Source organism: Pseudomonas sp. OST1909 (genome assembly GCF_015277575.1).
Classification (GTDB): Bacteria; Pseudomonadota; Gammaproteobacteria; order Pseudomonadales; family Pseudomonadaceae; genus Aquipseudomonas; species Aquipseudomonas synxantha_A.
In genome coordinates this window covers 3,820,979-3,846,067 of record NZ_CP063780.1, presented here as the reverse complement: position 1 = coordinate 3,846,067, position 25,089 = coordinate 3,820,979, and the positions used below count along the sequence as shown (strand labels likewise).

Sequence of the window (25,089 nt, the reverse complement as noted above, 5' to 3'; positions counted from 1 at the left end):
TTTACTCCGCCTGGGTCATGCCGATGGAACGGCAGGGTTGGTCGATCAGGGTTTTCAGCTCGGCGTCGAGGCCGAGCAGGGTCAGGGTCACGCCCATCATTTCCAGGGAGGTGAAGTAGTTGCCGACGTAGCAACGGTGGATCTTCAAGCCCTTGGCCTTGAGTTGTTTTTCCACCTCGGCGTAGAAAATGTACAGCTCCATCACTGGCGTGGCGCCAAGGCCCGAGACCAGCACCACCACACTGTCGTCCTGGCTGAAATCGCGGTCGGCCAGGATCGGCGCAAGCATCCGCTCGGCCATGGCGGCGGCCGGTTCAATCGGGATGACTTCGATGCCCGGCTCGCCATGATGACCGATGCCCAGTTCCATCTGGCCGTCAGGGATCTGGAAGTTCGGCTTGCCCACGGCGGCGATGGTGCAGGGCGTGAGGCCGATACCGATCGAGCGGCACTGGTCGACGGTCTTCTGCGCGACGCGAATCACCCCGTCGAGGTCGTAATGCTGGGCGGCGGCGGCACCGCCGATCTTCCACATGAAGATTTCCCCGGCCACTCCGCGACGCTTGGCGATATCGGCCTTGGGCGCCGAAGCCACGTCGTCGTTGGCCACCACGGTGCGGATGCGCATGTCTTTGCTGGCGGCCATCTTCATCGCCAGCTTGACGTTCATATTGTCGCCTGCGTAGTTGCCATACAGGCACGCCACGCCTGCGCCATGGTCGGCGGCACGGAAGGCGTCGAAAAAGCTCTTGGCGGTGGGCGAGGAAAAAATCTCACCGACGGCTACGGCATCCACCAGGCCCGGCCCGACATAGCCGAGGAACGCCGGTTCATGCCCCGAGCCGCCGCCGGTGACGATGCCGACCCGGCCCTGACCGGAGGGCTGGGCCTTGACGATGACCCGCGGGTTGGTTTCGTACTGGCGCAGTTCGGGGTGCGCGACCAGGATGCCGCGCAGCATGTCTTCGACCACTTGGTCGGGATCGTTGATGACTCGATTCATAACGCGGGTTCCTGTGTTCTTGTTCTAAGGGGTGACACCCCTCCATTGTGGGAGCAGGCAAGCCAGCTCCCACAGTTTGTGTGTTGCTGCTGGAATCAGGGTTCGAGCACCACCTTGAGCGATTTATCGCCGCGCTCCATCACCGCAAATGCCTCCTTGAAATCCGCCAGGGCAAACTTGTGGGTCACCACATCGCGCATGTCGATTTTGCGGTTACCGATAAAGTCGATGGCTCTCGGGTACATATAGGGCCCCAGGTGCGAGCCGAGGATGTCCAGCTCCTTGCGATCGCCAATGATCGACCAATCGACCGTGGCCTCGTCATTGAACACGCTGAACTCGACGAAGCGCCCCAACTTGCGCAGCATCGCCAGCCCCTGGTTGACGGCCTTGTGGTGCCCGGTGGCTTCGATGTAGATGTCGCAGCCGTAGCCGTCGGTGATCTCGCGGATTTTGGCCAGCACATCGACCTCGGCCGGGTTCCAGACTTCGTCGGCGCCCATGCGCAGGGCGAGGGCGGCGCGCTCGGGTTTCATGTCCAGCACGATAAGCTTTTTCGGGTTGCGCAACCGCACCGCGCCGATGATGCCCAGGCCCAAAGTGCCGGCGCCTGCGACCACCACAATGTCGTCATGGTCGACGTCGGCGCGCTCTGCGGCGTGCAGCGAGCAGGCCAATGGCTCGATCAGGATCGCTTCATCGGGGGCGATGGATTCCGGCACTTTGTGGATGATGCCTTCCTTGGTGAAAATCATGTACTGGGCCATGGCGCCCTGCACATTGTTCTGGAAGCCATACAGGTCATGCTTCTGGCACATCCAGTACTGGCCGTGGTTGCAGAAGCGGCAACCCCAGCACGGCACGATCTGTTCGGAAATCACCCGGTCGCCGACCGCCACGCCGCGCTTTTCGGCGCCTGGGCCAAGGGCGACCACACGGCACACGAACTCATGCCCGGGAATCATCGGCGGCTTCACGTAGCGCGGTTGCTCGGCGTCGCCCCAGAACGACGGCGCGCCGCGATAGGTCTTGATATCGCCCATGCAAATGCCGCACAGCTCGACCTTGGTCAGGATCTCGTCGGGGCCGGGGGTGGGCACGTCGACGGTTTCCAGGCGGTAGTCTTCCGGCCCATGGCAGACCACGGCCTGCATGGTTTTGGGGATGCTCGGGGCAAGTTGTTCGGGTGTGCGTTCGGTGACGGTGGACATGACAAGACCTCACGACATAAAGATGAATTACTGAATGCTGTAGCCGCCGTCGATCACCATGTTGGCGCCGGTGATCATCTGCGCGGCATCGCTGAGCAGGTATAGCGCCAGACCGGCGATTTCTTCCGGCTGGGCAAAACGCCCCGCCGGGATCTGCAATTTGGCCCGCTCACCCACGTCGCCGGCCCAGGCTTTCTTGCCCAGGGCGGTTTCGACGATGGTGGGGGAGATGGCGTTGACGTTGATCTGCGGCGCCCATTCCATGGCCAATACCTTGGTCATGCCGACAATCGCCGCCTTGCTGGCGCAGTAGGCGACGTGGCGGTCCAGGCCAATCACGGCGGCCTGGGAGGCGAGGTTGACGATGCGCCCACTGCCCTGGGCGAGCATGTGTTTGGCGCAAGCCTGGGCCATGAAAAAACTGGCCTTGAGGTTGATGTCCAGGGTGGTGTCCCAGGCGCTTTCGCTGACGTCGATAGCCTTGTCCAGCAGTACCACGCCTGCGCTGTTGATCAGGTAATCCAGGCGTTGGAAGTGAGCGAAGACGTTGTCGACAGTCGGTTGGATCTGGTCGATCTTCCCGAGGTCGACGGCAATGCCCAGGTGCCCGGTACCCAGGCGGGCGGCCACTTCGACCACCGCCGGGTCGCGGTCGAGCAGCGCCACCCGCGCACCACGTTCCACCAGCAGAGTGGCACAGGCCAGGCCGATCCCGGCGGCACCGCCGGTGATCACTGCACAACGGCCACTGAGGTCGAAGGCTTGGTTCCAGAAACCAGACATGAATAACTCCTGTTACAGATCAAAAGGTAGAACGCGGTCCAATGTGGGAGCTGGCTTGCCTGCGATTGCATCGACCCGGTCTACCTGATGCACCCAGGCGCCTGCATCGCAGGCAAGCCAGCTCCCACAGTTGACTGTGTTTCAAGCCACTGACTACTTGCCGCCGCTGACTTGCTGGTACAGCGCATCCGCATTGGCATTGGTCACTGGCACCCACGGCAGGATGTAGTTCCTGGCCGTGCCGTCACCCCATTTCACGTCCTTGGCGTAGCGCTCCCAGATCACCGATTGCGGCTTGTAGTCCTCACCGGCCAGGGCGCGCAGGGCCACGTCCAGTGCGCCTTGGGATTGGGCCTGGGCGTCCTGGAGGAATGTGGTGACTTCGTCTTTTTTCGCCGCCTGGATCGCATCCGGCATACCGTCGATGGAGGTCACGGGCACCTCTTTGGAGGTCAGTCCGTGAGACTTCAGGGCCTGCACGGCGCCGAGGGCCATGTCGTCGTTCTGGGCGATCACGCCGTTGATGCCCTTGGGGTGGGCGTTGAGCCAGTCTTCGGTGAGGGTCATGGCCTGGGCGCGGTCCCAGTTGGCGGTTTTCTTCTCGATGATCTTGATGTCAGGGTGTTTGCCCAACACCTCCAGCTCGCCTTTTTCCCGGTCGATCTGCGCCGACTGGCCAATCGGGCCCTGGATGATCACCACGTTGCCCTTGCCGTTGAGCTTGTCGACCATGGCCTGGGCCTGCAGGCGGCCGCCTTCGACGTCGTCGTTCCCCACATACGGCACGCTGGCATCGGCTACTTTCGTATTGGAGGCGATGACCACCACGTCGTTGCTCATGGCCGCCTTGACCGTGCCGACACCGGCCTTGGTATCAATGGGCACGAACAGAATCGCGTCGTAGCGTTGGGTCACCATATTTTCGATCTGGTTGTTCTGGGTCAGGGCGTCGTAGTTGCCGTCGAATACGGTCAGCTGCACGGTGCCATCCTTGACGGCCGGATGTTCCTTGAGCTCACGCACCCAGTTCTGCATGAACTGGCCCTTGAGGCCGTAGACGGCTGCGCCGATCTTGTAGGTCTTGCCATCGGCCGCCAGGGCGATGCTGCTGGCAAGCAGGGTGAGGGTCGCCGCAGCGGCCAAAGTGGTACCAAGTTTCATGAGTAGAACTCCGGTTATTGTTGTGGGTCGTTCTCTAGCGTTTTTTCTTGCGCCACACGTCGATCAGTACTGCGAACACGATGATCAGGCCCTTGGCGACCTGCTGGTAATAGGAGGACACGCCGAGCAGGTTCAGGCCGTTGTTGATCACGCCGATCAGCAGCGCCCCGAACAAGGTGCCGACAATGCTGCCGGTACCGCCCGACAGGCTGGTGCCGCCGATCACCACCGCGGCAATCGCATCCAGTTCATAGGAAACCCCGGCCTGGGGCAGGGCAGAGGTGGTACGTGCCGACAACACCACGCCGGCCAATCCGGCGAGCAGGCCCGAAACCACGTACACCGAGAACATCACCTTGCGCACGCCGATGCCGGAGGTGCGCGCGCTTTTTTCATTGCCGCCCACCGCGTATACATAGCGGCCGTAGGTGGTGTAGCGCAGCACCATCCAGAAGATCAGCGCGACCACGGCAAAGATAATGATCGGCACGCCCACCGGGCCGATCTTGCCGATACCCAGCGCCAGGTAGGCGTCGGGCAGGTCGGTGATCGGGCTGCCGTCGTTGAGGATAAAGGTCATGCCGCGGGCGATGCTGAGCATACCCAGGGTGGCCACGAACGGCGGGATCGACAGGTTGGCGACCATAAAACCGTTGACCACGCCAAGCATCGCCCCGGCAAACATCCCGGCGCTGACCGCCGCCAACAGGCCATAGCCCTGGGTGGCGACCATCGCGCTGCACAATCCGGCAAAGGCCAGGATCGAACCTACCGACAAGTCGATGCCCTTGGTCAGGATCACGTAAGTCATGCCCACGGCGAGGATGCCGTTGATGGAGGTCTGGCGCAGCATGTCCATCCAGTTGCGCCAGGTCATGAAGTATTCGCTGGAGAACGCCATCACCACGCACAGCAGGATAAACACCAGCGGCAGGCCGAAGCGGTCCAGAGACAGGCGCAAGCGGTTGCGTGGCGCGGTGGTGACAGGGGCGGCAAGGGTTTTGGCATTCATGAGGCAAGACTCAACAAGGCTTCCTGGGAAAGGGCGGTGTCGGTGCTGATGGTCACCAGCCGGCCGCCCTTGAATACGGCAATGCGATCACTCAAGTGCAGCAGTTCCGGAGCTTCGGACGACACCACGATGGCGGCGCCGCCGGCCCGTACGAACTGGTCGAGCAGGTGGTAGATCTCCTGCTTGGCGCCTTCATCGATGCCGCGGGTGGGTTCGTCGCAAAGCAGGCACACCGGCTCGGTGGACAGGCATTTGGCGAGCACGACTTTTTGTTGGTTGCCGCCGCTCATGGACGCCACCGGTAGGTCCAGAGAGCTGGTCTTGATCTGCAGGCGCTTGACCATATCTTCGGCCAGTTGGGCTTCCTTGCGCGCATTGATCAGCGACCAACTCGACAAGCGCTTGTAGGCCGACAGCGCGATGTTGGAGAGGATGCTGCCGGTCAGCACCAGGCCACTGTCCTTGCGGTCTTCGGTGACCAGCGACATACCGGCGTTGATGGTGGCCTTGGGCAGCCCGATGGGCATGGGCTTGCCTTGCAGGGTGACACTGCCGGAATCGGCTACGGTCAGGCCGTAGATGCAGTTGAGAAACTCACTGCGCCCGGAGCCCATCAGCCCGTAGATGCCAAGAATTTCGCCACGGCGCAATTGCAGGCTGATGTCGTGGAACTCGCCGTTGCGGCTCAGGTTGTCGACTTGCAGGCAGGTGTCGGTGGCGCATTCACGGCCGACCTTGTGGTCGATGCGCGTCAGTTCCTGGCCAACAATGCCGCGTACCAGGTGGTCGCGGTCGATATCGGCCATGCGCCCGCTTTCCACGAATGCGCCATCGCGGAAGATGCTGTAGTCGTCGGCGATTTGCGCCAGTTCGCTCAAGCGATGGGACACATACACGATACCGGCACCCCGTGCAGTGAGGCGGCGAATGGCCTTGAACAGGGTTTCTGCCTCGCGCTCGCCGATGGCCGAGGTGGGCTCGTCCATGATCATCACCTGGCAGTCATGGCTGAACGCCTTGGCGATTTCCACCAGTTGAATCTGCGCCACGCTCAAGCGATGCATGGGGCTGGTGGCGTCGACGTCGAACTCCAGGCTTTCCAGCAGCTCGCGGGTGCGGCGGTTCAGGGCCTTGCTGTCGACAATGCAACCGGCGCGGCGCGGCTCGCGGCCCAGCCAGATGTTTTCGGCGACGGTCATGTAGGGGATGGGTTCCAGCTCTTGGGTGATCATCGCGATCCCGGCCGCCAAGGCTTCACTGGGGCGGTTGAACTGCGCCGGTGCACCGTTGAGCACAATGGTGCCGGCGTCACGCTGGGTGATGCCCATCAGGATGCTCAGGAAGGTCGACTTGCCGGCGCCATTGCCACCGCACAGGGCGTGGACGCTGCCGGCGCGCAGAGAGAGGCGCCCGTCACGCAGGGCAGGTACCCCGGCGTAAGCCTTGGCGACGTGTTCAGCCTGGAGCAGTAATGGCTTGGCCATCGGCGTGTCCTCGTGCTGTGAATTCTTATTAGGTCGCACAGTCATGTTTCGCTGTGATCATATGTGTATCAAATGAAATTCTGATCAGTCAATCTCTTTCATTAAAAAGCGTTGATTCTCATCTGTAGAGACTATATCGGCTGTTTATCCCGCTTTGACTGCAAGGTCAGTTAAATCTCGCTTGACATGAAGGGCATAATGATCGCGAAATGACTGAGCAAAATTTCACTGAGTGATCATCTGATCAGTCTTAATCTAGGTCAGGGCAGCGGAGCCAGACGCCATGAACACACCTTTTCCGGTGGCTATCGGATGCGATGAAGCGGGTTTTGAGCTTAAAGAGCTGTTGAAGCGCCATATCGAGGCGCTGGGTTACCCGGTCACTGACTTCGGCACCCATTCCACTGCGCCGGTGCTCTACCCGGACATCGCGCTGGCCGTGGCCAACGCCATCAGCGCCGGGCAGCAGCGCCTCGGCGTGCTGGTGTGCGGCACCGGCATCGGCATGGCCATCTCGGCCAACAAGGTGTTGGGTATCCGTGCGGCTCAGGCCCATGACACCTATTCGGCGGAGCGGGCGCGCAAGAGCAACGATGCGCAGATTCTGTCCATCGGTGCGCGGGTGATCGGCGCCGAACTGGCCAAGAGCATTGTCACGGCGTTCCTGGCCTCGGAGTTCGAGGCGGCGCGTTCCGGGGCCAAGGTCGAGCGCATCAACGCAATCGAGCGCGATGGGCATCAGTAGTGGACGGCACGGGGCAAGAGTCGGGAGAATGCGCCTTTGACGCCGAAACGGAAGCCCGTCCCCATGAGTGACAGTACCCAGCGCATGGCCAGCGATATCGATCAAATGACCGAAGTGGCGATGCTCTATTACCTTGAGAACGTCACTCAGGAAGCCATTGCCAAGCGCTTTGACCTGTCGCGGGCCAAAGTCAGCCGCCTGCTCAAGCGTGCGCGAGATGAAGGCATTGTCGAGGTGCGCGTGTTGCAGCACCCGGCGATGAACAACGAACTGGAGCGCGCGTTGGTGGAGCGCTTCAAGCTCGACCGCGCCTTGATCGCCGTTGACCACAGCGACCCCGACACCCAGCGCTCGGCAGTCGCCAGCCTGGTCGCCAACTACCTGAACAAAACCTTGGGCGATGGCATGATCGTCGCCGTGGGCATGGGCCGTAACGTCGGCGCGGTGGCCGATAACGTGTTCCTGCCGGTGACGCGCAACTGCACGTTCGTATGTGCTATCGGTGGTTCGCTCAAGGCCGGCGAGTACATGAACCCCGACCATATCTGCCGGCGCCTGGCCCTGCGCTTTGGCGGCGAGAGCGAAAGCCTGTACGCCCCGGCCCTGGTGGCCAACCCGGAACTGCGTGGTGTGTTGATCAATAACGACACGGTACGCTCCACCCTCGACCGCGCCCGGCGTGCCGACATTGCCCTGATCGGCATTGGTGATATGAGCGAAAACAGCAACATGGTGCGCATGGGCTGGTTCTCGCCCCAGGAAATCGCCCAGGCGCGGTTGTCCGGCACGGTGGGCGACATGATGGGCTATGACTTTATCGATATTCACGGCCAGCCGGCGGTCAACGCCATTCAAGGCCGAGTGATCGGGTTGACGGTGCAGGAGCTGTTCCGCATCCCGGATGTGGTGGCGATTGCCAGTGAAAACACCAAAGCCGCGGCGACGCTGGGGGCGTTGCGGTCGGGGGTGATCAATACGCTGGCGACGACCGTCACCAATGCCCACACCATTCTGGCGCTGGATGATGCCACCCGAAAGTCTTGATTTATTGGAGATCCAAGTGTGGGATGGAGCAAGTCCCCTCCCACATTGGTTTTGCATCGGCTGGAAGACAGGTTTTGTAATAGTTTTGCTCTGTGGGAGTTGTGTGTTTGGGCTGTAGGATTCAAGTCCTTTTGTTATTTCAGGACTTGCATGAACACCCTCTCGGAGCCTCCCAGTCGTCTTTCTCCAAGACACTTACTGTCGCTGTTCCCCCTGAAGCACCCCGTATTCCGACTGCTAACCTTGTCCCGGTCCACTGACCGCGCATTGCCGTGTCCGGCATTCTGAAAACTTTGAATACAGAGACTCTATAAATGGAATGGTTAGCGGATCCAACGGCCTGGCTGGGCCTGGCGACCTTGATTGTGCTGGAACTGGTGCTGGGTATCGACAACCTGGTGTTTATCGCGATCCTGGCAGACAAGTTGCCGCCGGAGCAGCGCGACCGTGCACGCTTGATCGGTTTGTCCCTGGCGTTGCTGATGCGTCTGGGCCTGTTGGCGAGTATTTCCTGGTTGGTGACCCTCACCCAGCCGTTGTTCGAGGTGTTCGACAAGAGCTTTTCCGGCCGTGACCTGATCATGCTGTTCGGTGGTGTGTTCCTGTTGTTCAAGGCCACCATGGAGCTGCACGAACGCCTGGAAGGCCACGTGGCCCAGCACAAGGGCAATGTGGCTTATGCGATGTTCTGGCCGATCGTGGCGCAGATCGTGGTGCTCGACGCAGTGTTCTCCCTCGACGCGGTGATTACCGCAGTGGGCATGGTCGATGAGCTGGCGGTGATGATGATCGCGGTGATCGTGTCCATCGGTTTGATGATCGTGGCGAGCAAGCCGCTGACCCGTTTCGTCAACGCCCACCCTACGGTCATCATGCTGTGCCTGGGCTTCTTGATGATGATCGGTTTCGCCCTGACCGCCGAAGGCTTGGGCTTCCATATTCCCAAGGGCTACCTGTACGCGGCCATTGGTTTCTCGATTCTGATCGAGGTGTTCAACCAGATTGCCCGCTCGCGTCGCAAGAAATCAGCACAAGGTGTGCTGCCGGTGCGTGAGCGTACCGCCCATGCGGTGATGCGTCTGCTGGGTGGTCGTAGCCTGGCGGTGGAAGAGGTGGGTGAAGAGGTCGCTGACTTGCTGGGCGAGCCGGATACTGCGCAGGGCCCGCTGTTTGATCGACGTGAGCGGGTGATGATCAGCGGGGTGCTGCAACTGGCCGAACGGCCGATTCGTACCCTGATGACACCACGGGCCAAGGTTGACTGCATCGACCTGGCGGACGATCCCGACACGATCCGCCTGAAGCTGATGCATTCGTCCTACTCGCGTTTGCCGCTGATCCGCAACGGTGCGGTGGATGAACCCTTGGGCTTTGTGCACAAGAAGGAACTGCTCAAGGAGTACCTGGCCGGTAACGAGCCGAACCTGGAGCACCTGGCGCGCCGGGCGATCAACCTGCTGGAGAGCTTTTCGATCCTCAATGCCCTGGAGCAGATGCGCCAGGAGTCCACCCACATCGCCTTTGTGATCAACGAATTCGGGGACTTCATGGGCGTGTTGAGCATGACCGATATTCTGGAATCCATCGCCGGTGAATTGCCCGATGCCAGTGAAATCGAAGGCCCGGACATTGTCGAGGAGGGCGCGGGCTTTCGTGCCAATGGTGCCTTGAATCTTAATCAGGTGAGCCGACGCACCGGCTTCAAGGCCGTGGCGACGGAGGATTACCAGACCCTGGCCGGTCTGGTGATGAGTCTGTTGGATCGCTTGCCGGTTGTGGGCGATAGTCTTGAATACGAGGGGTGGCGCCTGACTGTGGCCGCGGTGGAAGAGCGGAGGGTGACGCAGGTTTGTTTGTCGCCGCTTACGGCTCCTTGATCTGGAGGCGAGCGAATCGCTTGAACGCGTGTTCAAGCGCTTGCTCGCCGAGTCCGGGAACGGTTTCCTGAAGCTGTTGGTCCTGGTAGATCAGCAGCATTGGAATTCGGTCCACGCTTGGATGGCTTGGTGTTTCGGTGCAATCGAGGATCATGATCTTGATCTGGTGCTTGTACCGCTGGCTTATCCGCATGAAGCGTGGCATTGCGTCAGTGCATGCCGCGCAATCATGGGAGATGAATACAACGAATACGGGTTGCCTCGTATTGAGTTCGCGGTCAAATTCCGCCTTATTTGCGATCACTGCATTGACGTAGCTCATCGGGCGTCTCCTTGTCACTCCTTGGCCTAAGCTAAGTTGGAAAATCGTTCCGGTCTACTGTCAACCTTCACAGGTCCCTCTTCGCGCGCTTGGTACCTGCTTGATTCAAGTGTTCAGATCGGTGCGCAGTAACACCGTCGTGGGGCGTTGCGTAGCACAGCCATACGGTGACGGCGCAATGCTGTATGCCGCTTCAATCACTATCACGCTGATCCATAAAGCATTTCTTGCCGCCATAGGTTTCCTCTGGCGTCTGTGGCACACTTTCTGCTGTCTATTCCGTTGTTACATACCAAGTTCCGGTATAGCGGAATACACAATCCCTGGAGTGCTTGTCATGCATCACCGACCATCCGTATTCAAAGCGTGTGTTTTTCTTGTTGCCGCATCGGCTTCCTTCACAAGCATGGTGCAGGCGGCAGACAGCAAGCTGGATGATGTGCTCAAGCGCGGGCATCTGATCGTGGGTACAGGCAGTACCAATGCGCCGTGGCACTTCCAGGGAGCGGATGGCAAATTGCAGGGGTTTGATATCGACATCGGCCGCATGGTGGCCAAGGGTTTGTTCAATGACCCGAGCAAGGTCGAGTTTGTGGTGCAGTCATCCGATGCGCGCATTCCCAACCTGCTGACGGACAAGGTCGACATGAGCTGCCAGTTCATCACCGTCACCGCCAGCCGTGCGCAGCAGGTGGCTTTTACTTTGCCGTACTACCGCGAAGGCGTCGGCCTGCTGTTGCCCAACAACAGCAAGTACAAGGAAATCGAAGACCTTCAAGCCGCAGGCGATGACGTGACCGTGGCCGTGCTGCAAAACGTGTACGCCGAAGAACTGGTGCACCAGGCACTGCCCAAAGCCAAGGTCGACCAGTACGACAGTGTCGACCTGATGTACCAGGCCGTGAACTCCGGCCGCGCCGATGCGGCTGCCACCGATCAGTCCTCGGTCAAATACCTGATGGTGCAGAACCCCGGTCGCTACCGCAGCCCCACTTACGCCTGGAGCCCGCAAACCTACGCGTGTGCGGTCAAGCGTGGCGACCAGGATTGGCTGAATTTCGTCAACACCGCGCTGCATGAAGCCATGACCGGTGTGGAGTTTCCCACCTACAAGGCTTCTTTCAAGCAGTGGTTCGGCGTTGACCTGCCAGAACCGGCCATCGGTTTTCCCGTGGAATTCAAATGATCCGGAACAGCCGGGGCGTGCTTGAGCACGCCTCACTCAGGTATTGCCGACCATGAACTATCAGTTGAATTTTGCCGCCGTCTGGCGTGACTTCGACACCTTGCTGGCGGGGCTCGGCCTGGGCCTGCAGTTGGCCTTGCTGTCGATTGCCATCGGCTGCGTGATCGGCCTGCTGATGGCGTTTGCCATGCTGTCCCGGCACCGCGCGTTGCGCATCCTGGCCTCGGTGTACGTGACGGTGGTGCGCAATACGCCGATCCTGGTGTTGATCTTGTTGATCTATTTCGCCTTGCCGTCCCTGGGGATTCGCCTGGACAAAATCCCTTCGTTCATCGTCACCTTGTCGCTGTACGCCGGTGCCTACCTGACCGAAGTATTCCGCGCCGGGTTGTTGAATATTCCCAAGGGCTTGCGCGAAGCGGGGTTGGCGATCGGCCTTGGCGAATGGCGGATTCGTGCCTATATCACCGTGCCGGTGATGCTGCGCAACGTGTTGCCGGCACTGTCGAACAACTTTATCTCGCTGTTCAAGGACACATCCCTGGCCGCCGCGATCGCGGTGCCGGAGCTGACCTATTACGCCCGCAAGATCAACGTTGAAAGCTACCGGGTGATTGAAACCTGGCTGGTGACGACCGCGCTCTATGTGGCTGCCTGTTACCTGATTGCCATGCTGCTCCGTTACCTGGAGCAGCGTCTGGCGATCCGTCGTTAAGGAAGGGTTTGCATGTACGAATCCCCCAGTTGGCTGCATGAATTGTGGATCGCCCGCGAGACCCTGTGGGTCGGCTTCCAGGCCAGTGTGTCGGTCTCGGCACTGGCGATTATCTTCGGCACCCTGATCGGTATCGTCGCCGGGTTGATCCTGACCTACGGCAAGTTCTGGATGCGCGCGCCGTTTCGTCTGTACGTCGATCTGATTCGAGGCACCCCGGTGTTCGTGCTGGTGTTGGCGTGTTTCTACATGCTCCCGGCCCTGGGCTGGCAGATCAGTGCATTCCAGGCCGGTGCGGTCGGGTTGACCCTGTTCTGTGGCTCCCACGTGTCGGAAATCGTGCGCGGTGCACTGCAAGCCATTCCCCGTGGGCAACTGGAAGCGGGCAAGGCCATTGGCCTGACGTTTTACCAGTCGTTGGGCTATGTGTTGTTGCCCCAGGCGTTGCGACAGATTTTGCCGACCTGGGTCAATTCCTCTACCGAAATCGTCAAGGCCTCCACCTTGCTGTCGGTGATCGGCGTGGCCGAATTGCTGCTCAGCACCCAGCAGGTGATCGCCCGCACCTTCATGACCCTGGAGTTCTACCTGTTCGCCGGTTTCATGTTCTTTGTCATCAACTACGCCATCGAATTATTCGGGCGCTACATTGAAAAGCGGGTGGCCTTGCCATGAACCAAGCTCAAACCAAACCAGCGCTGCTGGACATTCGTGGCCTGCGTAAACAGTACGGCCAGGTGGAAGTGCTCAAGGGTGTCGATCTGTCGATGCAGCGCGGCAATGTGGTGACGTTGATCGGCTCCAGCGGCTCGGGCAAGACCACCTTGCTGCGTTGCGTGAACTTGCTTGAGGAGTTCCAGGGCGGGCAGATCACCCTGGACGGCGAGTCCATTGGCTACAGCGAGGTCAGCGGCAAGCGCGTACGGCACCCGGAGCGGGTGATTGCCCAGCACCGCGCCATGACCGGCATGGCGTTCCAGCAATTCAATCTGTTCCCGCATCTGACCGCGCTGCAAAACGTCACCCTTGGCTTGCTCAAGGTCAAGAAGATGGGCAAGGATGAAGCCGTGGCCCTGGCCGAAAAGTGGCTGGACCGCGTCGGCCTGCTGGAGCGGCGCAACCACTTTCCCGGCCAATTGTCTGGTGGTCAGCAACAGCGCGTGGCGATTGCCCGCGCCATTGCCATGAACCCCAGTCTGATGCTGTTCGACGAGGTCACATCGGCCCTCGATCCGGAGCTGGTAGGCGAAGTGCTCAGCGTGATCAAGGGGCTGGCGGAGGAGGGCATGACCATGTTGCTGGTCACCCACGAAATGCGCTTTGCCTATGAAGTCTCCGACCAGATCGTCTTCATGAACCAGGGCTGCATTGAAGAGCAGGGCACTGCGAAGGACATCTTCGAGCGGCCGCAGTCGCCGCGGCTGGCGGAATTTTTAAAGAACATTCGTTTTTAACAAGGAGCAACTTTTATGAGCATTACTCGTTACGGTACCGGCAGCACCGCAGGTGGCGGCCAGCCACGCCCGTTCGCACGCGCGGTGGAGGCCGATGGCTGGCTGTATGTGTCGGGCCAGGTGCCGGCGGTGGATGGCGAAATCATCAGTGGCGGCATCGTCGAGCAAACCCGGCAGACCATGCGCAACGTGGTGGCGATCCTCGAAGAAGCCGGCTATGAACTCAAGGATGTTGTACGCGTGGGCGTGTGGCTGGAAGATCCACGGGACTTCTGGAGTTTCAACAAGGTCTTCGGCGAATACTTCACCCCCGAGCACGCCCCGGCGCGGGCTTGTGTGCAGGCCAATATGATGGTTGATTGCAAGGTTGAGATCGACTGCGTGGCCTACAAGAAAAAGGGCTGAATCCACATTCTAAAGCCCACAGAAAATCAACTGTGGGAGGGAGCAAGCCCCCTCCCACAGGGAATCTCTGCCAAACCCTGGAACTTTGACCGGACCCATCACTGCCATGACCGAAGACACCATCAAACGCCGCGCCAAAGGCCTGGACCGTGCGTTCGATATCCTCGATTTTCTCAAGGAAGTCGGCCAACCCCTGCGCCCGAATGACATTGCCAGCGGCATCGGCAGCCCCAAGTCCACGGTCTACGAATTGGTCGCGTCGCTGCTGGAGCGGCGCATTCTGGAAACCGTGGGCAAGGACGGTCACGTGTATCTGGGGCGCCAGTTGTATTTCCTCGGCCAGGCGCACCTGCGGCACTTCGACCTGACCCGCGAGGCCGATCACGCCCTGCAGGAAATCGTCAGCCAGACCCACGAAACCGCGCAGATGTGCCTGCTCAACGGGCGCAAGTACACGGTGGCGCTGATGCGCGAAGGCCAGCGGCATTTTCGTATTTCTTCGGATATCGGTGAAAACGCGCCGATCCCGTGGACCGCTTCCGGGCGTTTGTTGCTGGGGCATTTGAGCGACCAGCAGATCATCGAGCTGATCGACCCCGACGATTTCATCCTGCCGGACGGCCTGCGCCTGCCGCTCGATACCTTCCTGGCGCAGATCCGCCAGGCCACCGTCGATGGGTTCTTTTCCTTCGACAGTGTGGCCGACACCTTCACCCATTGCTTCGCCGCCCCGGTGCGGGACGCCCAGGGCATCAGCATTGCGACCCTGTGCATCGTTGCCCCGCGAGCCGATGCCAGCAAGCACTACCACGACTATCGCCGGGTGCTGATCGACAGCGCCAACAGCCTGGCCCGGCGCATCAACGAATAGGAGTTTTCCATGTCTGCCCTCAATGCCGTTGAAAAAGGTGCCGCCGCCGTCGGTGCCCATTTGGTCCGCGATGTCAGCCTGCCGGCGCTGGTGCTGCACCGTGACGCCCTGGAGCACAATATTCGCTGGATGCAGGACTTTGTCAGCCACAGCGGCGCCGAGCTGGCGCCCCACGGCAAGACCAGCATGATGCCTGCGCTGTTCGAGCGCCAGATCACCGCCGGTGCCTGGGGGATCACCCTGGCCAACGCCGTACAAACCCGCGCCGCCTACGCCGGTGGCGTGCGTCGTGTGCTGATGGCCAACCAATTGGTGGGGGCGCCGAACATGGCGCTGATCGCCGACCTGTTGGCCGATCAGGATTTCGACTTCCATTGCATGGTCGATCACCCGGACAACGTCGCGGACCTGGGCCTGTTCTTCGCCGCGCGCGGCCTGCGTCTGAACGTGATGATCGAGTACGGCGTGGTCGGCGGCCGGTGTGGCTGTCGCAGCGAACAAGAAGTGCGTGAACTGGCCCGGGCGATCAAGGCCCAACCGGCATTGGCGTTGACCGGCATCGAAGGCTACGAAGGGGTGATCCACGGTGAGCACGCCATCAGCGGCATCCGTGACTTCGCTGCCAGCCTGGTGCGCCTGGCGGTGGACCTGCAAGACAGCGGCCTGTTCGACCTGCCCAAACCGATCATCACGGCGTCGGGCTCGGCCTGGTACGACCTGATCGCCGAGTCGTTCGAGGCGCAGAACGCTGCCGGTCGTTTCCTCAGTGTGTTGCGCCCAGGCAGCTACGTGGCCCACGACCATGGCATCTACAAAGACGCGCAATGCTGCGTGCTCGACCGACGCAGCGACCTCAACGAGGGCCTGCGCCCGGCGATGGAGGTCTGGGCGCACGTGCAGTCGCTGCCGGAGCCGGGGTTTGCGGTGGTTGCCCTGGGTAAGCGCGACGTGGCCTATGACGCCGGCTTGCCGGTGCCGCTCAAGCGCTACAAGGCCGGGATCGTCCCGGCGCACGGTGATGATGTGAGCGCGTGCAAGGTCACGGCGGTGATGGACCAACATGCGTTCATGACCGTAGCGCCGGGGGTTGAGTTGCGCATTGGCGACATTATTTCGTTTGGCACGTCCCATCCCTGCCTGACTTTCGACAAATGGCAGGTGGGTTGCCTGGTGGATGAGCAGTTGCAGGTGGTCGAGTCGCTGCGTACCTGTTTCTAGACCGAGCCGCACCTATCGGGGGCAAGCCCCCTCCCACATTTGGAATGCATTCCCCTGTGGGAGGGGGCTTGCCCCCGATGAGGCCATCAGCCCCACCGAGACAGCAGCCATGACCACCCAACCCCGCATCGCCCTTATCGGCGAATGCATGATCGAACTGCAACACCGCGCCGACGGCAGCCTGCACCAGAGCTTCGGCGGCGACACCCTGAACACGGCGGTGTACCTGCGCCGTGAGCTGGGCGAGTGCGCCAGTGTCGACTACGTCACCGCCTTGGGCGATGACAGTTTCAGCGACGCCATGTGCCAGCAGTGGCAAACCGAGGGCCTTGGCCTGGGTATGGTCCAGCGCCTGCCCGGGCGTCTGCCGGGCTTGTATTGCATCCAGACCGACGCCAATGGCGAGCGCAAGTTTCTCTACTGGCGCAACGAAGCGGCCGTGCGTGACTGCTTCACCACGCCTGCGGCCGAGCCGATCCTGGCAGCGTTGCCGGACTATGACGTGGTGTATTTCAGCGGCATTACCCTGGCGGTGCTGGGCGAGGTCGGGCGCGAGCGCTTGCTGGACACCCTGGTCGAAACCCGCCGCCGAGGTGGCAAGGTGGTGTTCGATAACAATTACCGGCCACGGCTATGGGCCGATGTGCAAGCGGCCCGTGCGGCTTATCGCAAGGTCTTGGCTGAAGTGGATATTGCCTTGTTGACCGAGGATGACGAGCACGCGCTGTTTGGCTATGAGGACAGCGAGCAGGTGTTTGCGGCCTATCCATCGATTGCAGAAGTGGTGCTCAAGCGTGGCGCGGATGCGTGTTTGATTCGCTGTGCGGGAGAGCGTTTTGCGGTGCCGGCGTTGAAGGTGGAAAAGGTGGTGGACACTACGGCGGCGGGAGATTCGTTCAGTGCGGCGTATCTGGCCGGGCGGCTCAAAGGTGGCTCGCCGCAAGAGGCTGCATTGGCGGGGCATCGATTGGCGAGCCGGGTGATTCAGCTGCCGGGGGCGCTGATACCGAGGTGAATGGCCGCTTGCGGCGGATCGCGGGCAAGCCCGGCTCCCACATTTTACCGGGTGTACACCGCTAAATGTGGGAGCTGGCTTGCCTGCGATAGCGGTCTGGAGCCAAGTGCTCAATCCCGGTAAAACACCTGCACCAGGTGATAGCCAAACTTGCTCTTGATCGGCCCGTGCACCACCTTCACCGGCTTCTTGAAGATCACCGCATCAATCGCGCCTACCATCTGCCCGGGCCGCACTTCGCCCAGATCGCCGCCACGCTTGCCCGACGGGCAGGTGGAGTACTTCTTGGCCAGCACGTCAAAGGCTTCGCCCTTGGCAATGCGCTGCTTGAGTTGTTCGGCTTCTTCGCTGGTTTTCACCAGGATATGACGGGCTTGGGCTTTCATTGATTTCTACCAGGTGTGCGACGGCGCGCGATTATGCCTGAACTCAGGCCTCGACGCCGATCATGCTGCGGATTTTGGTGGCCAGCAGGTCGATCGAAAAGGGCTTGGCGACCATGTCCATGCCGTCTTCCAAAAAGCCCTGGCGCTCAGCGGCTTTCTCGGCATAGCCGGTCATGAACAACACCCGCAGGCCGGGGCGATGCTGGCGCGCGATTTCCGCCAGTTGCCGGCCGTTCATGCCCGGCAGGCCAACGTCGGTCACCAGCAAATCCACGCGCAAATCCGACTCCAGCAGCGGCAGCGCGGCACGGGCGTCGGCCGCCTGGTGCGCGGTATAGCCCAGTTCGTCGAGGACGTTGACCACCAACATGCGCACTGCGGGGTCGTCCTCGACCACCACCACGGCTTCACCGGCCAGGGCCACCGGGGCTTCGGTGAGGCTGACGGGCAGGTCGCTTTCCAGTGCGGTGCCGTACAGGCGCGGCAGGTACAGGCGCACGCAGGTGCCCTGGCCCGGTTCGCTCTGGATCGTTACATGGCCACCGGACTGCTGGGCAAAGCCGTAAATCATCGACAGCCCAAGGCCGGTGCCTTGGCCGATAGGCTTGGTGGTGAAGAACGGGTCGAATGCCTTGGCGAGGATTTTCGGCGCCATGCCGCTGCCGTTGTCGCTCACGCCGAGCATCACGTAGTCGCCGGCCTTGACCGGCTCCAGGGTGGTGATGTCGGTGCCGTCCAGGTAGCTGTTGGCGGTTTCGATCAGCAACTCGCCGCCGTCGGGCATGGCGTCGCGGGCGTTGATCACCAGGTTGAGCAGGGCGTTTTCCAGTTGGCTGGCATCGGTATTTACCGGCCAGATGTCTTTGCCCAGTTGCACCTTGAGCGCGATATGCGCGCCCTTGGTGCGCTGGAACAGATCTTCCAGGGATGCCACCAGCTGGTTGGGGTCGGTGGGGCGGCGGTCCAGCGACTGGCGCCGCGAAAACGCCAGCAGGCGGTGGGTGAGGGCGGCGGCGCGATGGGCCGAGGATACGGCGGCATCGGCAAAGCGGCCAATCTCCTCGCTGCGCCCGGCGGCAATATAGCGCTGCATCAGGTCCAGGCTGCCGATGATGCCGGTGAGCATATTGTTGAAGTCATGGGCGATACCGCCGGTGAGCTGGCCCACCGCTTCCATCTTCTGCGCATGGCGCAGGGCGTCTTCGGCCCGTTCACGCTCGAACATCTCGTTTTGCAGGCGCTGGTTGGCCTCGGCCAGCGCCTGGGTACGCTGGGCCACGCGCTCTTCGAGGTTCTCGTTGAGATGGCGCAGGGCTTCTTCGGTGAGTTTGCGTTCGGTCTCGTCGATCACAAAAATGTAGAAGCCATTCACCGAACCGTCATTGCTGAAGCGCGGCAGGTATTTCATCAACGCGTGGCGCGGGCGGCCGTCGCGATGGGGCGTGAGGGTCATGAAGCTGCACGCCTTGCCGTTCAGGGCCGCTTCGATCTTGTCGATTCGCCCGGCATACACCTCATCACCGAGCACTTCGCGGATGGTCTTGCCGTACAGTTCCTGGGGCGTCTTGCCGTACCAGTCGAGGTAGGCGCTGTTGTTCAGGCGAAAGCGCTGTTCATGGTCCACGTAGCCGATCAGCACCGGCATGGCGTTGATGATCAGTTGCAGCTCGGTCTGGCTCTGGCGCAGCGCCTGTTCGGTGTGCTTGCGCTCGGTAAGGTCCAGCGCGGCACCGAGGAAGCGTGCGGGTCGGCCTTGTTGGTCCTTGTAGCAGCGGCCACGGGCAAACACCCAGCGCACCTGACCGTCGGCTTGCAGCAGGCGGTACTCCTCGGCGTATTCAGTGCCGAACGTGATGCAATGCTTGATGCTGCGCGTGACCATGCCACGGTCTTCGGGATGCACGCCGAGCAGATAGGCGCTGATGGGCAGCAGGCCGGCGTCACTCGGGTCGACACCGTGCAGGTAGGCGAAATGTGCATCGGCGATAAAGTGGTCTTCACCGATGTCCCAGTCCCAGGTGCCCACGGCATCGGTCGCTGCCAGTGCCAGTTGCAGGCGCTGCTCGGTGTTGTGCTGGGCCTTGAGGCTCGCTTCGGAGCGCTGCTGCAGTTCCAGGGTTTTGCTGCGCCGTTCATTGGTTTCGATGGCGGTGACCAGGATGCCTGCCACCTGGCCGCTTTCGTCGCGCACCGGGCTGTAGGTCAGGTCGAGCCAGATTTCGGTGTCGCGACATTCGCGTTGCAAGACAAAACGCTGCTCGCTGAAGGTGCGCACCTGGCCACCGAGCACCGCGTCGTACACCGGCGCAGCGAAGCTTTGCAGCTCCGGCCAGGTCTGATGCGCAGGCTGGCCCAGGGCGCCGGGGTGCTTGTTGCCCACCAGTTGGGCAAAACCATCGTTATACAGTTGTATGAGTTGCGGGCCCCACAGCAGCACCATCGGCATCGGCGAATGCACGACGATATCGACGGCGGTACGCAGGCTCTGCGGCCACTCGCTGGCCTCACCGAGGGGGCTTTGCGCCCAGTCCAGCCGCTTGATCAATGCAGCGGCTTCGCTACCGGTGGATGTTCCATTCATGAAAAAAAGCCCTGAACACGACGCTTTGAAAAATGACCACATCCATTGTCCCAAGGATCATCAATGGATGACTACCCCGGAAAAATAGCACGCATTGACGGCTTTTCTTCAAAACAGCGGTTCAGCGCTGAAACCTTTCATCTAAAAACCCAGTTCAGGGCGTCGGCGAAACTGCTCCAGTGCTTCGGGATTGGCGAGGGCATCGGTGTTCTTTACCGGCTCCCCATGTACCACGTTGCGCACCGCCAACTCCACGATCTTGCCGCTGATGGTGCGCGGGATGTCCGTGACAGCGAGGATCTTGGCCGGTACGTGGCGCGGCGTAGTGTTGGCACGGATTACCTGGCGGATCTGCTGTTGCAGCGCCTCATCCAGCTCGACACCGTCATCGAGGCGCACAAACAGCACCACACGCACATCGTCCTGCCAGCGTTGGCCGATGGCGAGGCTTTCCAGTACCTGTGGGACTTTTTCCACTTGGCGGTATATCTCGGCGGTGCCGATGCGTACGCCGCCAGGGTTGAGCACCGCGTCTGAGCGCCCATGAATCAGCAGGCTGCCATTGGCCCGCTGCTCGGCATAGTCACCCTGGGCCCATACGCCGGGGAACTGGCTGAAATAGGAGGCGCGCAGCTTGTGCTGGTGCGGGTCGTTCCACAGCCCAATGGGCATGGCCGGAAAGTGCCGGGTGCAGACCAGTTCACCTTTTTCCCCGATCAGCGGCCGGCCCTGGTCGTCCCACACCTCGATGGCCATGGCCAGGCTCTTGCACTGCATCTCGCCACGCCGCACCGGCAGCACCGGGTTGCCGATCACGAAGCAGGAGACGATATCGGTGCCACCGGACATCGACGACAGGCACAGCTCGTTCTTGATCTCGCGGTACACATAGTCGTAGCTCTGGGGTGACAGTGGCGAGCCGGTGGAAATCAGGCCCCTGAGGCTGCTCAGGTCGTGGCTCAGGCGTGGCTGCAACCCGGCTTTCTCCAGGGTAGCGAGGAATTTCGGGCTGGTGCCGAATACACTGATTTTTTCCGCATCGATCAAGTCGATCAAACGCTCGGGGCCGGGGTGGAACGGTGAGCCGTCATACAGCACCGCCGTGGCGCCAATCGCCAGCACCGACACCAGCCAGTTCCACATCATCCAGCCGCATGTGGTGTAGTAGAACAGGCAGTCCTCGCGGCTCAGGTCGGCGTGCAGGCCGTGTTCCTTGAGGTGCGTGAGCAGCACGCCGCCGGTGCCATGGATGATGCATTTGGGGATGCCGGTGGTGCCGCTGGAATAGAGGATATACAGCGGATGATCGAACGGCACTGCGACAAAATCGGGCACGCCGCCGGCCTGATAGAAGTCGTCCCACAGCGTGACCCGGGCTTGGCTCAGGTAATCGTCGACCTGTGCCTGAGGCCGGGCGTAGGGCACGATGATCAGCTGTTGCAGGGAGGGCAGGCGCGCGAGGATTTCATTGAGCTTGGCGCTCTGGTCGATGTTTTTGCCGGCATAGCGGTAGCCGGCGCAGGTAATCAGCACCTTGGGTTCGATCTGGCCGAATCGATCGATGACGCCCTGGGTGCCGAAATCCGGCGAGGAGCATGACCAGATCGCGCCGAGGCTGGTAGTGGCAAGCATACCCACCAGGGTTTGCCAGGTGTTAGGCATGCACGCGGCCACCCGGTCACCCATGCCAACCCCGGCCGCCCGCAAGCTTTTTTGCAGGCCGGCAACGTGTTCCGCCAGTTGCGCATAGCTCAATTGTTCACGTTGGCCGTCTTCGCTGACAGCCACCACCGCAGGATGATTGTCGCGGCGGCGCAACAGGTGCTCGGCAAAGTTCAGGGTGGCGCCGGGAAACCATTGGGCGCTGGGCATCTCGATGTCTTCGATCAGCGTGACGCTGGGCGGGCTGCGAAACTGCACGTCGAAGAACGCGACAATCGCCCGCCAGAAGTCCGGGCGCTGGTCGATGCTCCATTGGTGCAGGGCGGGGTAGTCGTGGAGGTGCAGGTCGTGGCGTTGGTTGATGAAGCGGCGGAACTGGTCCATCCGTGTGTTGGCGATGCGTTCGGGCGAGGGTTGCCAGAGGATGTCGGACATAGCGAAATCTCTTGTTCTAGTATCGGTCTTCCAAACAGTGAAGTTCCAATGTGTCTGGGGTTATTGGGCCAGCCAGCCACCGTCGATATTCCACGCCGCACCGCGCACCTGGGCGCCGGCCTCGCTGCACAAAAACAGCACCAGCTCGCCCAGTTGCGAAGGCGTGACGAACTCCAGGGACGGCTGTTTTTCAGCCAGCAAATCCTGCTGCGCCTGTTGCGGGTCGATCCCACTGGCCACGCGATCATCAATCTGCTTCTGCACCAGCGGCGTCAGCACCCAGCCCGGGCAGATCGCATTGCAGGTCACATTGCTGGTGGCGGTTTCCAGGCCTACCACCTTGGTCAGGCCGATCACGCCATGCTTGGCCGCCACGTAGGCAGCCTTGCCCACTGAGCCGACCTGGCCGTGCACCGAGGCGATATTGACGATACGCCCCCAGCCCTTGGCCTTCATGCCCGGCAGGCTCAAACGTGTACTGTGGAACACCGAGGACAGATTGATCGCGATAATCGAATCCCAGCGCTCCACCGGGAAGTCTTCCACCGCCGCCACATGCTGGATGCCGGCATTGTTGACCAGAATATCCACGCCACCGAACTCGCGCTCGGCGTAGGCGAGCATGTCGGCGATCTGCGCCGGGTCGCTGACATCCGCCGGGTGATGCCCGACCTTGCCGCCAAACGCCTGCACCTGGGCGATCACCGCGCTGGCGTCGCCAAAGCCGTTGAGAATCAGGTTGGCGCCGGCCTTGGCCAGGCTCAGTGCTATCCCTAAGCCGATGCCGCTGGTGGAGCCGGTAACCAAGGCGGTCTTGCCATTCAAAGTCGTCATGAAAACCTCACACAATGCCGGTGGCATAGAAAGTACCGATCACCACGAACACCGCGAGGGTCTTGATAATCGTGATGCCGAAAATGTCCTTGTAGGCTTCGCGGTGGGTCAAGCCGGTGACCGCCAGCAGCGTGATCACCGCGCCGTTGTGGGGCAGGGTGTCCATGCCGCCGCTGGCCATGGCCGCGACCCGGTGCAGCACTTCAAGGGGGATATTGGCCGCATGAGCGGCGGAAATAAAGCTCTCGGACATCGCCGCCAGGGCAATGCTCATGCCGCCGGAAGCCGAGCCGGTGATGCCCGCCAGCAGGGTCACGGTAATTGCTTCGTTGACCAGCGGGTTGGGGATGCCCTTGAGCCAGTCCGCCAGCACCAGAAAGCCCGGCAGCGAGGCGATTACTGCGCCAAAGCCGTATTCCGAGGCGGTGTTCATTGCCGCCAGCAGCGCGCCGCTGACCGCACTTTTACTGCCTTCGGCCAGCTTGCTTTTGATCGCGGAGAAGCCGAACACCAGTACCACGATAATCCCTACCAGCAACGCCGCCTGCACCGCCCAGATCGCGGTGAGCTTGGCGATTTCGGTGGTCACCGGCGCGCTCATGCCCGGCAGGCTGAGGCTGTGGGTCTTGCCGTACCACTGCGGGATCCAGTGGGTAAACAGCAGGTTCATTACCCCTACCAGAATCAACGGCGACAGCGCGATCCAGGGATTGGGCAGGCTGAGGTTCTCGGCGGTTTCCGGCTCGTTACGCAACTCGGTGCCATAACCTTCCCCGGCCCGCTGGGCCTTGTTGCGCTGGCGGGCCAGGTAGAGCATACCGGTGCAAAACACGAAGATCGTGCCGATCAGCCCCAGCCACGGCGCCGCCCAGGCAGTGGTGTTGAAGAAGGTACTGGGGATGATGTTCTGGATCTGCGGCGTGCCGGGCAGGGCGTCCATGGTGAACGAGAACGCGCCGAGGGCGATGGTCGCCGGGATCAGGCGCTTGGGGATATTGCTCTGGCGAAACATCTCTGCCGCGAACGGGTACACGGCAAACACCACCACGAACAGCGATACGCCGCCGTAAGTGAGCAGGGCGCAGACCAGCACGATCACCAGCATTGCCTGGCGCGTGCCGAGCAAGCGGATCGCAGCCGCCACGATCGAGCGCGAGAAACCCGACAACTCGATCAGCTTGCCGAACACCGCACCGAGCAGGAACACCGGGAAATACAGTTTGATAAAACCGACCATCTTTTCCATGAACACCCCGGTAAAGGCGGGGGCGACGGCTGATGGGTCGGTGAGCAGCACCGCGCCGAGGGCGGCGATGGGGGCGAACAGGATAACGCTATAGCCACGGTACGCAGCCAGCATCAGCAGCGCGAGCGCAGCCAGGGCAATGATCACACTCATGGTGTGTCTCCATCGGATTGTTATTGTTGTGGGGTGAAGCGGTGGGAGGGCTATAGCTAGATGTGTGCCAGATTTATAACTTGTTGATATGTATGGATTTATTGTGGATTGAGAGTGATTTTCGAGACGGCAGTCTCAATCTTGAGACGAGTGGAGATCCTTGTGGGAGCTGGCTTGCCTGCGATAGCGGTGGTTCAGCTGGCTTGTAGGGCACTGTTAGACCGCTATCGCAGGCAAGCCAGCTCCCACATAAGAATGTCTTGATATTGGGAATGTCGTCTCTTTT

The 25,089-nt window shown here is 61.2% G+C and carries 23 protein-coding genes; 11 read left to right on the top strand and 12 right to left on the bottom strand.

What is annotated here, in order from left to right:
• Window position 1: 1 nt before the first annotated feature.
• The 6 genes from IH404_RS16660 to IH404_RS16635 form a co-directional block, all read right to left on the bottom strand.
• Window positions 2-1,003 (bottom strand): dihydroxyacetone kinase subunit DhaK, encoded by a 1,002-nt coding sequence (locus IH404_RS16660; protein ID WP_194438479.1) that lies wholly within the window; start codon window positions 1,001-1,003, stop codon window positions 2-4.
• A gap of 95 nt (window positions 1,004-1,098) precedes the next feature.
• Window positions 1,099-2,214 (bottom strand): alcohol dehydrogenase catalytic domain-containing protein, encoded by a 1,116-nt coding sequence (locus IH404_RS16655; RefSeq protein ID WP_032803582.1) that lies wholly within the window; start codon window positions 2,212-2,214, stop codon window positions 1,099-1,101.
• Between the two features lie 27 nt (window positions 2,215-2,241).
• The gene (locus IH404_RS16650; RefSeq protein ID WP_194438477.1) at window positions 2,242-2,997 is read right to left on the bottom strand and encodes an SDR family oxidoreductase; all 756 of its coding nucleotides are present in this window, start codon (window positions 2,995-2,997) and stop codon (window positions 2,242-2,244) included.
• A gap of 153 nt (window positions 2,998-3,150) precedes the next feature.
• Window positions 3,151-4,158: a substrate-binding domain-containing protein gene (locus IH404_RS16645; RefSeq protein ID WP_005788851.1), complete on the bottom strand. Its 1,008-nt coding sequence runs from the start codon at window positions 4,156-4,158 to the stop codon at window positions 3,151-3,153.
• Between the two features lie 34 nt (window positions 4,159-4,192).
• Window positions 4,193-5,170, bottom strand: a complete 978-nt coding sequence (locus IH404_RS16640; RefSeq protein WP_194438475.1) for an ABC transporter permease — start codon at window positions 5,168-5,170, stop codon at window positions 4,193-4,195.
• The gene (locus IH404_RS16635; protein WP_005788847.1) at window positions 5,167-6,654 is read right to left on the bottom strand and encodes a sugar ABC transporter ATP-binding protein; all 1,488 of its coding nucleotides are present in this window, start codon (window positions 6,652-6,654) and stop codon (window positions 5,167-5,169) included. The genes IH404_RS16640 and IH404_RS16635 overlap by 4 nt, the downstream gene beginning before the upstream one ends.
• A 283-nt stretch (window positions 6,655-6,937) precedes the next feature.
• Here IH404_RS16635 and rpiB point away from each other — a divergent pair, with 283 nt between their 5' ends.
• The 3 genes from rpiB (at window position 6,938) to IH404_RS16620 (ending at window position 10,320) form a co-directional block, all read left to right on the top strand.
• On the top strand, window positions 6,938-7,399 hold the full coding sequence (gene rpiB / locus IH404_RS16630; RefSeq protein ID WP_005788845.1) for a ribose 5-phosphate isomerase B: 462 nt from the start codon (window positions 6,938-6,940) through the stop codon (window positions 7,397-7,399).
• A gap of 63 nt (window positions 7,400-7,462) precedes the next feature.
• Window positions 7,463-8,443 (top strand): sugar-binding transcriptional regulator, encoded by a 981-nt coding sequence (locus IH404_RS16625; protein ID WP_005788844.1) that lies wholly within the window; start codon window positions 7,463-7,465, stop codon window positions 8,441-8,443.
• A 314-nt stretch (window positions 8,444-8,757) separates the two neighbouring features.
• Window positions 8,758-10,320, top strand: a complete 1,563-nt coding sequence (locus IH404_RS16620) for a TerC family protein (protein ID WP_005788842.1) — start codon at window positions 8,758-8,760, stop codon at window positions 10,318-10,320.
• On the opposite strand, the gene IH404_RS16615 is transcribed toward IH404_RS16620, so the two are convergent.
• Window positions 10,307-10,642: a protein disulfide isomerase family protein gene (locus IH404_RS16615; protein ID WP_194438473.1), complete on the bottom strand. Its 336-nt coding sequence runs from the start codon at window positions 10,640-10,642 to the stop codon at window positions 10,307-10,309. The two genes, IH404_RS16620 and IH404_RS16615, sit on opposite strands and share 14 nt — an antisense overlap.
• 337 nt (window positions 10,643-10,979) lie before the next feature.
• Between IH404_RS16615 and IH404_RS16610 the strand changes: the two genes are divergently transcribed.
• From IH404_RS16610 to IH404_RS16575, 8 genes are all read left to right on the top strand, one after another.
• A complete protein-coding gene (locus IH404_RS16610) occupies window positions 10,980-11,828 on the top strand; it encodes a transporter substrate-binding domain-containing protein (RefSeq protein ID WP_005788838.1) in 849 nt (282 codons plus the stop codon).
• A 52-nt stretch (window positions 11,829-11,880) separates the two neighbouring features.
• Window positions 11,881-12,543, top strand: coding sequence for an amino acid ABC transporter permease (locus tag IH404_RS16605; protein ID WP_005788836.1), 663 nt, complete (start codon window positions 11,881-11,883; stop codon window positions 12,541-12,543).
• A 12-nt stretch (window positions 12,544-12,555) separates the two neighbouring features.
• Window positions 12,556-13,218 (top strand): amino acid ABC transporter permease, encoded by a 663-nt coding sequence (locus tag IH404_RS16600; protein ID WP_005788834.1) that lies wholly within the window; start codon window positions 12,556-12,558, stop codon window positions 13,216-13,218.
• On the top strand, window positions 13,215-13,997 hold the full coding sequence (locus tag IH404_RS16595) for an amino acid ABC transporter ATP-binding protein (protein ID WP_005788831.1): 783 nt from the start codon (window positions 13,215-13,217) through the stop codon (window positions 13,995-13,997). Before IH404_RS16600 ends, IH404_RS16595 begins: the two co-directional genes overlap by 4 nt.
• A gap of 15 nt (window positions 13,998-14,012) precedes the next feature.
• Window positions 14,013-14,402: a RidA family protein gene (locus tag IH404_RS16590; RefSeq protein ID WP_005788829.1), complete on the top strand. Its 390-nt coding sequence runs from the start codon at window positions 14,013-14,015 to the stop codon at window positions 14,400-14,402.
• Between the two features lie 106 nt (window positions 14,403-14,508).
• Window positions 14,509-15,273, top strand: coding sequence for an IclR family transcriptional regulator (locus IH404_RS16585; RefSeq protein ID WP_194438471.1), 765 nt, complete (start codon window positions 14,509-14,511; stop codon window positions 15,271-15,273).
• Window positions 15,274-15,282: 9 nt separating this feature from the next.
• Window positions 15,283-16,491, top strand: a complete 1,209-nt coding sequence (locus IH404_RS16580; protein ID WP_005788824.1) for an amino acid deaminase — start codon at window positions 15,283-15,285, stop codon at window positions 16,489-16,491.
• 109 nt (window positions 16,492-16,600) lie between these two features.
• The gene (locus IH404_RS16575; protein WP_005788821.1) at window positions 16,601-17,506 is read left to right on the top strand and encodes a sugar kinase; all 906 of its coding nucleotides are present in this window, start codon (window positions 16,601-16,603) and stop codon (window positions 17,504-17,506) included.
• Between the two features lie 110 nt (window positions 17,507-17,616).
• On the opposite strand, the gene IH404_RS16570 is transcribed toward IH404_RS16575, so the two are convergent.
• The 5 genes from IH404_RS16570 to IH404_RS16550 all read right to left on the bottom strand — a co-directional run bounded on the left by IH404_RS16570 (window position 17,617) and on the right by IH404_RS16550 (window position 24,803).
• Window positions 17,617-17,892, bottom strand: coding sequence for a peptidylprolyl isomerase (locus IH404_RS16570; protein WP_003174397.1), 276 nt, complete (start codon window positions 17,890-17,892; stop codon window positions 17,617-17,619).
• A gap of 43 nt (window positions 17,893-17,935) precedes the next feature.
• On the bottom strand, window positions 17,936-20,473 hold the full coding sequence (locus IH404_RS16565; protein WP_005788817.1) for a PAS domain-containing protein: 2,538 nt from the start codon (window positions 20,471-20,473) through the stop codon (window positions 17,936-17,938).
• Between the two features lie 141 nt (window positions 20,474-20,614).
• A complete protein-coding gene (locus tag IH404_RS16560; RefSeq protein WP_194438470.1) occupies window positions 20,615-22,570 on the bottom strand; it encodes an acetoacetate--CoA ligase in 1,956 nt (651 codons plus the stop codon).
• Window positions 22,571-22,630: 60 nt separating this feature from the next.
• Window positions 22,631-23,404 (bottom strand): 3-hydroxybutyrate dehydrogenase, encoded by a 774-nt coding sequence (locus tag IH404_RS16555; RefSeq protein WP_032876062.1) that lies wholly within the window; start codon window positions 23,402-23,404, stop codon window positions 22,631-22,633.
• Window positions 23,405-23,411: 7 nt separating this feature from the next.
• Window positions 23,412-24,803: a GntP family permease gene (locus IH404_RS16550; RefSeq protein ID WP_005788811.1), complete on the bottom strand. Its 1,392-nt coding sequence runs from the start codon at window positions 24,801-24,803 to the stop codon at window positions 23,412-23,414.
• Window positions 24,804-25,089: the final 286 nt, after the last annotated feature.